Here is a 12,234-nt window from a genome sequence, read left to right on the forward strand (position 1 = left end):
AATGATAGTAGCGGTGGAACACAACCTCCTGCGGCTATAGATAATATTTCATTAGAAATTCCAGCCTGTCCTGCACCAATGGATTTGGCAACTACAAACGTAAACAGTGATTCAGTAGATATTAGCTGGACAGCTGGTGACTCAGAAACAGCATGGAATGTTTCTTGGGGAGCGCCAGGATATACGCCGGGTGTAGATGATCTTGGAACTGATACTGCAAGTACAACTTCTTACCAGATAGCAGGTTTAACTCCTCAAACAAGTTATGATGTTTACGTTCAAGCTGACTGTGGTAATGGTGACTTGAGTAGTTGGGCGGGTCCATTGAGTTTTGAAACCGCTTGTAGTGCTATAACTGAAATGTTTGAGGATTTCGATTCTTATGCTACAGGAAGTATTGTTCCTGATTGTTGGGAAAGAATAGTTCCAGCTACTTCAGCTGGAAGTCAGACAATATCTTCGACTTCTCCTGCTTCAGGAACCCGAAATATTTATCAGTATACTTCTTCTACTTCGAACTCTGTAATTGTAGCACTACCAGAATTCTCTAATGTTAATGCCGGAACGCATTGGTTGAAACTTAAAGCAAGAGTTGCTTCGGGGTCAGGTGCTCTTTCGGTAGGTTATGTTACTGATGTAAGTGACTACAATAGTTTTACATTAATTGAAGATGTTACTATTACCAATACTAGCTATGCTTCAAATTCGGAATACACAGTGGTAATTCCTAACACGGTTCCTGCTGGAGCAAGATTAGGAATTAAAAGTGCAGCCAATGGAACTAGCCATTATTGGGATGATGTGACCTGGGAGCAAGCGCCATCTTGTTTAGAGCCATCATCTTTAGAGGTTACTGACCTTACGTCCACAACAGCTGATATTGCTTGGGTGGCAAATAATTCTGAAACTTCTTGGAATGTTTCTTGGGGAGCTCCTGGGTATACACCAGGTGATACAGAGGAAATTAGTACAGCTGTAGCATCTACAAACTCTTATCAAATAGGAGGTTTAAGTGCTGATTCACATTATGACGTGTATGTGCAAGCCAATTGTGGTGCAGTCGATGGTGAAAGTAATTGGGCTGGGCCTTTAAGTGTTTATACAGGATACTGTATTCCTTCTGGATCATCAAATAACTCAGACGAGATACGTAATTTCACATTAAATAACTTAAACAATGACTCAGCTGCTTCAGAGGGAACCAATGGATATAGTGACTATACTACTTCTGTTGCGCCAGCTGAACTTCAAGTGGGTGTGCCTTATACAGCTTCTTTAACAAGTGGTACAGGATCTGGTAATCATGGTGCAGCTATTTGGATCGATCTAGACCAAAACCTTGTTTTTGATTCATCAGAAATGGTGGCTTTTTTACCTAGTTCAATTGGCGCGAATACTACTATTGATTTTCCTGCCTTTACACTGCCTTCCAATTTACCATTAGGCACATACAGGTTGAGAGTTCAATATCACTACAATAAATCTGGAGATTTGTTAGATCCTTGTGTCGCTACTTCTTCATTTTCTGAAACTGAAGACTATACCGTTGAAGTTTCTGAAGCAACAGTTAGCGTGGATGATTACAACATGTTTTCAGATACTCGCCTATATCCAAACCCATTAAATGATAATACATTCTTTGTACATGCACCTAAGTTAAATGGAGAGCAAGTAGAAGTAAACATTACAGATATGACTGGAAGACAGTTTTATAATAATACGTTTTCCGTAAGTGATAATAGATTAACTGTATCTTTAAATGAAAGCTTGACTTCAGGAGTGTATTTGGTAACACTGAAAAATGGAGGAGATGCTCATACATTTAGATTAGTGAAAAAATAATCAAGTTTATTAGAAAATAACCTAATAAAAATTTTTTTAGAAATGGAAAAACCACCTCAATTCGAGGTGGTTTTTTTATGGACTTATTTTAAGTACTATTTTTGTTGCTCAGTTCGTTTTAGGGGTTAATTCACGGTTTTTATTTTTGATGAAAGACTTAGGTTTGCACTCTTGTTTAAGAATTTTCTTTTAGGCATAGTTTGTTATTAGGCTTAACATCTTTAATATTCTAATTACCAATTGTCAGGTAGATTGTTCAAGGGTATAGCGTATGTATAGTGGATTTCACCTACTTAAAATCTAGATGAGCTTTTGGCCATCTAAATTTTAAACTTATTGTTTGAAAATAATTTTCAATATAAGGACATTTCATTTTAAATTGTATCTTTGAAAGCACCCAAAAAACTACAATTAATAATGTTTGATAATTTCTGGTTTCACGTAGAATATGGTATGAATCATGTATTGGATATCAATGGCTACGATCATGTTCTTTTTTTAATAGTGTTGAGTGTCCCTTACCTTTTTAAGGATTGGAAACGTGTTTTATTATTGGTAACTGTTTTTACTTTAGGGCACACCTTGTCATTAATCTTAGCGGCCTACAATGTGGTGAGTGTAAATGGTAAATTGGTGGAATTTTTAATTCCCATTACTATATTAATTGTTGCACTTTTTAACGTGTTTACGGCAGGAAAAGGCGCTCAAAAAGAAAAGGTTGGGGTGTTGTTTTTCTCTACTCTATTTTTCGGATTGGTACATGGTTTAGGATTTGCAAGGGAGTTTAGAATGCTTGTGGGGCAATCCGATAATAAATTAGTAACACTTTTAGAGTTTGCTTTGGGAATTGAATTAGCGCAAATAATTATTGTATTTGTCGTTTTGTTTCTTGGGTTTATTATGCAAACCGTTTTCAGATTTTCAAAACGCGATTGGGTGATGGTTATTTCGGCAGTCGTAGTTGGGTTGGTTATCCCTATGATTATGAATAGCGGTTTTTGGCTTAAGTAAAAGTTAGGAATCGAGTCGGTTTCTAGTTAATTTAATGCGGCTTTTATATTTTATTTAAAAAAAGTTATAAACGTATGGATATCCAATGTGTAACAGTTCTTTTTACCTAAAGTTTTCATAAATCTTTAAAACTCAAGTTGTAATTAAAATAGGAACAGCCTATCTTCGTTGTATATAATTAATATAGAGTTCACCTTGTAAAATATATGAAGGAACACAAACAACTTAAATACGACAAAGCTTATTTAAGAATTGCTAAAGAGTGGGGAAAACTATCTTATTGCGAACGTAAACAAGTAGGTGCAATTATAGTTAAGGACAGAATGATTATCTCCGATGGATTTAACGGTACCCCAACAGGTTTTGAGAATTTTTGTGAAGATGACGAAGGTTATACTAAATGGTATGTTTTGCATGCCGAAGCAAACGCCATTTTAAAAGTTGCTTCCTCTACCCAATCTTGTAAAGGAGCCACCTTGTACATTACTTTGTCGCCTTGTAAGGAATGTAGTAAATTAATACATCAAGCAGGTATTGTTAGAGTGGTCTATAAAGAAGGATATAAAGATGATTCTGGCTTACAATTTTTAAGAAAAGCCGGAATCGAGCTTGTTTGCATTACAGACTTAAAAGCATAAGATATAGCTTTTAGCCTTCGGAATAATAGTTGTGAATGAATTTATAATAGTTTACAGCAATAAAAAACACAAATGAAATTCAAGAAAAAATATTTACCACTTATTGTAGGTGTTGCAATGGCAGCAGGTATTTATATTGGTGGAAAATTAAATTTCTCTGATACTTCCGATAGAATATTTACTAAAAACAGTAAAAAGGACAAGCTTAACAGATTGATTGACTATATAGATTACGAATATATAGAAGATGTTAATACAGATAGTATTGTAGACGTAACAGTTAACGGCATTCTTAATACACTAGATCCACATTCTGTATACATCCCAAAAGAAGACATGGAACGCGTGGCCGATAATATGAAAGGTGATTTTGTAGGTATTGGTATTAATTTCTACACCTATAAAGATACCATTACTGTTATTAGAACAATTGATGATGGTCCGAGCGAAAAGGCAGGTATAAAGGGTGGAGACCGGATTATTATGGCTAATGGCGACTCTATTTTTGGAAAAAAATGGAGTAATAATGATATTATAAAAAAACTTAAGGGTCCATTAAATACAATAGTAGATTTAAAGGTTTACAGAAGAGGCGAACCTGAATTATTGGATTTTAAGGTAAAACGAAATCACATTCCAATTAAAAGTGTGGATGCGGCGTACAAGCTTACGGATAAACTAGGGTATATAAAAATTAACCGTTTTGCTGAAACTACCTATAAGGAGTTTAAAAAAGAGCTTAACAAATTACAAAAAGAAGGAATTGCTGAGTTGGTCGTAGATTTACGAGGAAATCCCGGTGGATTTTTAGGCGTAGCCGAACAAATAGCTGATGAGTTTTTAGAGAAAGACAAACTAATTCTCTTTACTAAAAACAAACGAGGAGATATTGATAAAAGCTTCGCTACCAAAAAAGGAGATTTCGAAAATGGAAAAGTATTTGTTTTAATAGACGAAAATTCAGCCTCAGCTAGCGAAATTATTGCAGGAGCACTTCAGGATAATGATAAAGGGACCATCGTTGGGCGTCGATCTTACGGAAAAGGCTTGGTGCAACGTGAAATGGATTTGGGAGATGGAAGCGCTGTAAGATTAACAGTTTCTAGATATTACACACCAACAGGTAGATCGATACAACGCTCGTATAAAAATGGAAATGGAGATTACTACGATGAATATTTTTCGCGTATACAAAGTGGTGAGCTTTTAGATCCAGAAAAAATTGAAGTGGCTGATTCTTTAAAGTTTACTACGCCTAAAGGAAAAGTAGTGTATGGTGGGGGAGGTATAATTCCTGATGTTTTTGTGCCACTGGATTTAAGCATGCAAAACGAAACCCTAACTTTTCTGGACAGACGAGGGTTTATTAGCAATTTTGTTTTTGAAGAATTAGAAAAAGATCGCCATGCTTATGATGCTATTCCCCGGAACGAATTCATAAATGAGTTTGAGTTTAATGACGATATAGTTCTAGAGTTTCAGAATTATCTGAACGAGAAAACTAAAGCTAATATTACTTTTGTGGCCTATAATGAAGAAGTTAAGCAATATATTAAAGCTACTCTAGCCGATCAACTTTATGGAAATGGCGCTTTTGAAGAGGTTTTAAATCAATCAGATATTATGATTGATAAGGTTATTGCATTAAGCAACAAAGATAATTAACCTACTACCTTATCGTGAACTTTTGTGTGCTCTCCACCATTCCAAAGAGTTAAAATATCTGTAGCTACTTGGGCTCCACTACCACTTGCAATGGCAAATTGACTTCTCCAACCAGCTAAAGTTCCTGCTACATAAAGACCGTCGTCAATTTTATGATCAATGTTTTTCAACCAAATTCGGTTTTTATCGATTTTTTCTCTTGGATGAGGTTCTATGTACTCTTCTAAACCTTTAATGGTCATTAAATTAGTATGTCCAACCGTTATAACTACTAGTTTAGAATTGTATTCTGCCTTGTTGGTTATTACTAAAAATCCAGTTTTGGTTTTAGTTATCTGCTTAACCTTTTCATTGATAATTTGTTGTACTTCTGGATATAAAGATGCTAACTGCTCTTTGCCTGTTTCTAGAATGGAAGCGCCAGTTGTACCAGGTCTTAAGCCTAAAACATTATTAAATAAAGCTGTTTGTAAATGTGAAGATTTTTGATGGGCAATAATACCAACCTTTTTGTCTTGCGCATATTCTTTGTTTTTTGCCGAGCCTAAAACTAAAGCACATGAAAGACCAGAAGCACCACCGCCAATAATTAGCACATCAAACATTATTTTTTAATTTTTGATTGTTTTTCAATTTTTTCAGAAATCCTTAAGATTTGTAATAATACCAAAGCACACATTGCTGCTAAAATAGTAATAAAAGCAATTATACTGTCACCTTCAAAAGGCGCATTAAAATTAACTTGGGTTAGGTTGTAAATTATCAAGCCAACTGAAATTAATGATAGTAATATTTTAAAAATCTTCATTTTGCATAAATTTAAAGCTGTTGCAAATTTCGTTAATTTGGAATGATTATTCTTTGTTTTAGGCATTAATTTTTTATTTATAAGCTATCTTTGCAATTACTTTTATAAGCATCTAAATTTATGTTTCAGTTAGGAAATACCATCGTTTCGGAAGAGATTATTGAAAAGGACTTTGTTTGCAATCTGTCGGCATGTAAAGGGGCATGTTGTATAGATGGCGATGCGGGAGCTCCACTAGAACAAAGTGAAACGGAGATTCTTAAAGATATATATCCTAAAATTAAGCATCTTTTACGACCGGAAGGTATTGCAGCCATTGAGCAACAAGGGACTTATATTGTTACAGAATTCAATGAGTTTGAAACTCCTTTAATTGATGGTGCCGATTGTGCTTATGTTATTTTTGATAAAAAAGGAACAGCTCTTTGTGGTATTGAAGAAGCGTATAACCAAAAGGTTATCGATTGGAAAAAACCGGTTTCTTGTCATTTATATCCAATTAGAGTGAAAGATTATACAGAGTTTTCTGCTGTTAACTACGATAAATGGGAAATTTGTGATGATGCTTGTACCCTAGGAAAAGAACTTCAGGTTCCTGTTTACAAATTTGTAAAAGAAGCACTTATTCGAAAGTTTGGCGAAGATTGGTATGCGCAATTAGAAGTAGTAGCTGAGAGTTATAAGAAATAAATTCAGGCTGTTTAAGCTGATTTTAAAACCGTGGTCTTTATAGGTATTTGAACAATTACCATGGTGCCAGAAGCCTTTCCGTTTTCAAAAAGGTCTTCAATTTCTATTTTATAATCACTCATAAATCCTTTTGAAAAATTTTCCAATCGTGCTTTGGTAATTTCTATCCCAACTGATTTTCGTTTTAATTTTCTCTTTTCTTTAATTTTCTGAGAAACGGCCCGCCCTACGCCATTATCAATTATATTAATAGTAACGTAATCTGAATTGTTTTGGTGAACTTCCAGTTCAATGCGTTTGTTGTCTTCTTTGGAAGATAGTCCGTGCCATAGTGCATTCTCTAAAAAAGGTTGAAGTATTAACGAAGGCACTTTAATTAGTGCTGTATTTACGTTTCTGTCAATTTGTACCTGATATTCTATTTGATTAGAAAAACGCATATTTTCTATATTCATATACAGAGCCATGGTATCGAGCTCGTCTTGTAGAGAGTTTTCTTTTTCGGTAGAAGCAATGAGGATTTTTCTAATAAGCTTGGAGAATTTATTAAGATAGTAAACGGCATTTTCTTTTTCGTTGTTTATGATAAACAGTTTTATAGAGTTTAAAGAATTAAAAATAAAGTGTGGGTTCATCTGACTTCTTAACACTTCTTGCTCTAAGGTTACAATCTTCTTTTCATTTTTTAATTGTCTCTGTCTTTGAAGGATGATGAAAAAACCTATTATCACAATAGCGGCAAGCAAACTCATCATTAAGAGTCTTCTGTTTTGAGCAAGTTTTAATTTTACTATTTCGTTTTCACTAGCAAGAGCATTTATTTGATTGTTTTTTTTCTCGGTTTCGTATTTTAAAATTAAATCGGTTACATATTGAAAGTTTTTTTCACCAGTAATTGCCTTGTCTAAGTCCACATATTGTTTGTAAAAGTGAAGAGCATTCTCAAAGTTTCCTGTGTCTTCTTCCAATTGCGATAAATGGTTGTAGGTTTCGGCCTCTTGCGATTTTAGATTGTATTCCTTAGCAATTCTTAAGGCTTTCTTTAAATTTGATGACGCCGCCTTAAAGTTTTTCATTTTAAGCTGGATTAACCCAAGATTTGAGTAGGAACTAGAAATATAATACTTATCATTAATAACTTTAGCCTTCTCTAAAGCAAGTTCAATAACTGGAATTGCTTTTTCATATTCACCTTTAATAATATCTAGTTTTGCTATGCTGTTGTAGCAAATAACACGTCCAATCTCTGAGTCTATTTCGTTGTTGTAATTAAGGGATATTTCATAGTTTTTTAATGCGTCATCTAATAAGCCTTGTGCCTCTTGGGCATAACCTATATTATGATGATTAATAGCTAATCCTAATTTATTGCCCAACTCTTTCTCTATCAATAGAGATTTGTGAAAAAGATCTAATGCGATGTCGTATTGTTTTAGCGCCAAATAAATATTTCCCATACTATTCTGAGAAATAGCAATACTTTGTTTAAGTGCCTGGGTAATGGGTTTAACGCTTTCTGCTAGATCTAATGCTTCTTTGTGGAAGTCTAAGGCGGTTCTAATAATATCCTGCCTTCTGTAAACAACACCAAGCATATTTAAACTAATGGCTTCTAATTCTTTACTCTTGGCTTGTTTGGCTTTTAGTAAAGCCTTTTCATGTAGCTCTATAGCTTTGTTATATTTTGAAAGATTTCGATAAGATTCACCTAATTTATTTAGAGAATAGCTTTCGCCACCTAGAAAATTACATGCGTTGGATTCTTTTAAAAGATAATTCATTTTTAGTGTGTCTGTAGAAAATTTTATAAATACAGAATCTAAAAATTGATAGTTAGTGGTTGTTCTATTTAATACGTGTTCCACGAGGGTTTTATAGTGGTCTCCAACTTCATTTTGCGCAGAGGTGTTTAGAGTAAACAACATGAAGCTTACTAAAAAATATCGAAGGTAAGATTTAGCTAAAAATGAAAAATTGTAATTCTGTGAAACCCTTTTTCTATTCATTAAAGCTTATTTAAAAAATCTGATTTTCTTTGTCTAGCAACAGGTATTTTGTCATTTGAATCCATCACTACATAGCCTTCACTTTTTACAAATTCCTTTATTTTGTTGAGGTTTATAACGAACGAATTGTGAATTCTAAAAAAACAATTCTCTGGTAAAACAGTGTCTATGTCCTTCATTTTTTTGGAAACAACTATTTTATGATTGTTGACTAAGTGAAAAGTACAATAATTCCCATCGGATTCTACATACATGATTTCTTCTGGATTTAGAAAAATCATTTTGCCTTCAGTGTTTACAATTATTTTTTGTTGTTTTTGAGTGGCATTAAAGTTTAAAAGTACTTCTTCCACTTTTGAAATGGAGAAGTTGTTGGAGTGAAATTTTCTGATTTTTTTTATGGTTTCCTTTAAGTCGTCAGAGTCTATAGGTTTTAAAAGATAATCTATAGCGTCGTTTTTTAAAGCTTTTAAAGCATGTTCGTTGTATGCTGTGGTAATAATTACAGCGTAATCTTCATGGTTTATAGAATCTAAAAATTGAAACCCGTCCATAGTAGGCATGTTAATATCTAAAAACAAACAATCTGGAGTATGGGTTTTTAAATACTCAATGGCTTTTTCTGGACTAGTAAAAGTTTCAGTTATTAAAACATCACTATCAAAACTTTCTAACTCCCAAACAAGACTTTTTATAGCCTTTGGTTCATCGTCTACAATTACTGCTTTTATCATATATTCAAATATAACAATTTATTGTTGGGTTGTTATTATGGATGTATAGTTGGTTGGGTTTTGTGTATGGATGGTAGTTTTTTGATAGTTTTTTGGATTTTAAAAGAGCATATTGCCAATTATACAATAATTTGTACCAACTATACATTATTTCATACCAACTACACTTTGGTTAATTTATTGGGTTTCTTTTTTTATATATTTGGTATGCTATTAATTAAGGGATAGGCATTTCATTTTATAGATGGTTGCTATTAATCAATTAAAAAAACCAGTGAAAACTGGTTTTTTTTATGTCTTATTTTATTGAAAGTACTTATTCTAGTTTGTGGAAATATATGATTTGTGTTAAAAACTCAGGTACAATGTTTATAACTTAGCCTTTCATCTTTAGTTGCAATTTTGAATCTTTGTTATCTGCAAGTCAGGCAAAATCAAATTTAAGTTAAGTGTTATAAAAAAAGCATCTCGAATGAGATGCTTTTTTGTTATTATGTTATAATGGAACAAGGCTTATTCTGTTTGTTCATCTGAAAGTTTAGCGGGCTTAATTGTACTATCAAATGCGCTATGGTATTCTTCTAGTAAATTCATAACAGCCGCTAATAAATCCTTAGTCTCTAATAAAATACTAAAGTATAGTGTTGTGTTTTTAGGGCTTGATTCTTCAGTTCTAGTACGCTCCACTTGTTTTTGGATTTTAGTACTAACTAAAGACACAATCTCTGATTTTCTGGTTAAAATAATTCCTATTTCCTCAAAAGATTGAGATTCAAAAGCATTTCTAGTATTTTCAAATAGCCTTTCAAAACGCTCGTCAACTTCTTTTAATTCTTTTATTTGACTGAATTTAAGTTTTTTATGGTTGTTGTTTACGTGTTTATGACTCACTTTAGAAATGTATTCTAAAGATTGCGCAATGTCTTGTAAATAACCAAGTACGTTAATGTAGAAACTACTTGCGCCAACACTTGATTCATCTAGGTTTTTAATAAAGTAAAAGATATGGTCTCTTAATTCATCTATTTCTTCAGAAAGTTTTATAACCTGCTTTTTATTCTTTTTAAGCAAGGTTAAATCTTGTTTAGCCAAACCGTTAATAGCATTGGTGTAAATTCTGTTTCCTCGTTTAATAACATGTGCAATGTTTTCTGCACTTTCGTGGATGACACCTTGAATAGAGCTGCTCTCAGCACGGGTTAAACTTCCTTCCTCTTTAGTTTCTTGTGCTTTCTTTTTATGTGCAATATAGCTTCTAACCAATAACAAGGTTGCTATTAATAAAAATATAGGCACCATAACTTCTACATTCCAGTTAAGGAAGTAAGCAATAATAGCGGCAGAAATAAAGGCTATAAACGCGGTGAAGAACCAGCCTCCAATAACATTTAGTACACCGGCCACCCTGTAAACTGCGCTTTCTGCTCCCCAAGCTCTATCAGCTAATGATGTACCCATAGCAACCATGAAGGTTACGTATGTAGTAGATAATGGTAACTTCATTGAGGTTGCAATAGAGATCAATACAGCTGCAACCATTAAGTTTACTGCAGCACGAACTAAATCGAATGCAGGTAACTCGTATGTTTTATCTCTTTTTAATGGGATAACAGGTTTTTCAAATTGTTTTTCAATTTTAGCTTGCCAAGATTCAGGCAGTATGTAAGACGACATTTGCGATCCTAAAATGGCAAATCTTACAAAACTTCGTGATAAAAAATTTGGTTGAAAACGCTCTTTGGTTTCTTCTTGACTCGATAAGTCTAACGAGGTTTTAACAACGCTTTTGGCTTTACTAGAGAACCATAAGGTTGCAACCATAATTAGTCCAGCAGCAACTAATAAAATAGTTGGTGTAGAAACTTTATCTGCTAAAAAACCCATGCTAAAAGCATCTGCAGCAACACCAGAATCTACCCAAGCCGAATAGGATATCCATCCTGCAATTGGCACACCAATAAAATTCACCAAGTCGTTACCAGCAAAAGCTAAGGCTAAAGCAAAAGTTCCAACCAATATAATTAGTTTGTAAATATTCGTTTTAAGTAGTGTAATAAAAAGATAAGATAAGAAAGCCCAGAAGACTAAACTTAGAGAGATAATTAGAGAAACATGAGATTCCATGTAATAGTTTAGGGTGGTATTTCCTAAAAACCCAATTTCTAGGGAAGCTAAAGCAGTTCCTTTTAATCCTTTTATGAAAATAAAATAAGTGATAGACGTTAAAGCAATACCGCCAAATAAAGCACCAACCCAATTGGCTTTCTTTTCGAAATTGTATGAAAGTAAAAGTCTGGCAACCCACTGAACCAAGGCTCCTACGGAGAATGCAATGATGACCGAGAGGAGAATTCCAAATATAATTTCGGTAGCTTTAGAGGTATTGATGTAATTTATAGCTTCTGATAATCCACCACCATCGTGTGCTACTTTAATTAAAGCCATGGCAACTGAAGCTCCTAAAAGTTCGAAAACGATAGAGACCGTTGTTGACGTTGGCATTCCAACAGTATTGAAAAAATCCAACAACAAAATGTCCGTAATCATAACCGCCATAAAAATGATCATGATTTCATTGAACATAAATTCATGAGGGTTAAAAATCCCTTTTCTGGCAACTTCCATCATTCCACTAGAGAAAACGGCACCAACGGCAACACCTAAACTAGCCACAATCATTATGGTTCTAAATGAAATAGCTTTTGAGCCTATAGCTGAATTTAAAAAGTTAACGGCATCGTTACTTACGCCAATAACCAAATCTGCTACAGCTAAAACTGCTAGGGCGATAATCATTAATAAGTATATGTTTTCCATATATTTCGTTTCTTATAAGTATT

The 12,234-nt window shown here is 33.7% G+C and carries 10 protein-coding genes; 5 read left to right on the plus strand and 5 right to left on the minus strand.

Annotated features, from left to right (window positions below; genetic code table 11):
• The 4 genes from VKY41_RS00005 to VKY41_RS00020 all read left to right on the plus strand — a co-directional run.
• Nucleotides 1-1,842, plus strand: a 1,842-nt coding sequence (locus VKY41_RS00005) for a GEVED domain-containing protein (RefSeq protein ID WP_500812377.1), incomplete at its 5' end; no start/stop codon positions are given.
• 417 nt (nucleotides 1,843-2,259) lie between these two features.
• Nucleotides 2,260-2,853 carry a HupE/UreJ family protein gene (locus VKY41_RS00010; RefSeq protein ID WP_500812378.1) on the plus strand — a complete coding sequence of 198 codons (594 nt, stop codon included), beginning with the start codon at nucleotides 2,260-2,262 and terminating at the stop codon, nucleotides 2,851-2,853.
• Between the two features lie 206 nt (nucleotides 2,854-3,059).
• Nucleotides 3,060-3,491, plus strand: a complete 432-nt coding sequence (locus VKY41_RS00015) for a deoxycytidylate deaminase (RefSeq protein ID WP_500812379.1) — start codon at nucleotides 3,060-3,062, stop codon at nucleotides 3,489-3,491.
• A gap of 72 nt (nucleotides 3,492-3,563) precedes the next feature.
• Nucleotides 3,564-5,156, plus strand: a complete 1,593-nt coding sequence (locus VKY41_RS00020) for a S41 family peptidase (protein ID WP_500812380.1) — start codon at nucleotides 3,564-3,566, stop codon at nucleotides 5,154-5,156.
• Here VKY41_RS00020 and VKY41_RS00025 read toward each other — a convergent pair.
• Complete coding sequence (locus tag VKY41_RS00025) at nucleotides 5,153-5,761, minus strand: FAD-dependent oxidoreductase (protein WP_500812381.1); 609 nt, start codon at nucleotides 5,759-5,761, stop codon at nucleotides 5,153-5,155. The two genes, VKY41_RS00020 and VKY41_RS00025, sit on opposite strands and share 4 nt — an antisense overlap.
• Nucleotides 5,761-5,964 carry a hypothetical protein gene (locus VKY41_RS00030; RefSeq protein WP_500812382.1) on the minus strand — a complete coding sequence of 68 codons (204 nt, stop codon included), beginning with the start codon at nucleotides 5,962-5,964 and terminating at the stop codon, nucleotides 5,761-5,763. Before VKY41_RS00030 ends, VKY41_RS00025 begins: the two co-directional genes overlap by 1 nt.
• 120 nt (nucleotides 5,965-6,084) lie before the next feature.
• Between VKY41_RS00030 and VKY41_RS00035 the strand changes: the two genes are divergently transcribed.
• Nucleotides 6,085-6,654, plus strand: coding sequence for a DUF3109 family protein (locus VKY41_RS00035; RefSeq protein ID WP_500812383.1), 570 nt, complete (start codon nucleotides 6,085-6,087; stop codon nucleotides 6,652-6,654).
• 11 nt (nucleotides 6,655-6,665) lie between these two features.
• Here the strand turns inward: VKY41_RS00035 and VKY41_RS00040 are convergent, their stop codons facing one another.
• The 3 genes from VKY41_RS00040 to VKY41_RS00050 form a co-directional block, all read right to left on the minus strand.
• Nucleotides 6,666-8,660 (minus strand): tetratricopeptide repeat-containing sensor histidine kinase, encoded by a 1,995-nt coding sequence (locus tag VKY41_RS00040; protein ID WP_500812384.1) that lies wholly within the window; start codon nucleotides 8,658-8,660, stop codon nucleotides 6,666-6,668.
• A complete protein-coding gene (locus VKY41_RS00045; RefSeq protein ID WP_500812385.1) occupies nucleotides 8,660-9,394 on the minus strand; it encodes a LytR/AlgR family response regulator transcription factor in 735 nt (244 codons plus the stop codon). The genes VKY41_RS00040 and VKY41_RS00045 overlap by 1 nt, the downstream gene beginning before the upstream one ends.
• A gap of 513 nt (nucleotides 9,395-9,907) precedes the next feature.
• Entirely contained in the window at nucleotides 9,908-12,211 is a 2,304-nt protein-coding gene (locus VKY41_RS00050) for an inorganic phosphate transporter (protein WP_500812386.1), read from the minus strand.
• Nucleotides 12,212-12,234: the final 23 nt, after the last annotated feature.

Source organism: Xanthomarina sp. (assembly GCF_035306605.1).
In the GTDB taxonomy this organism is placed as follows: domain Bacteria; phylum Bacteroidota; class Bacteroidia; order Flavobacteriales; family Flavobacteriaceae; genus Xanthomarina.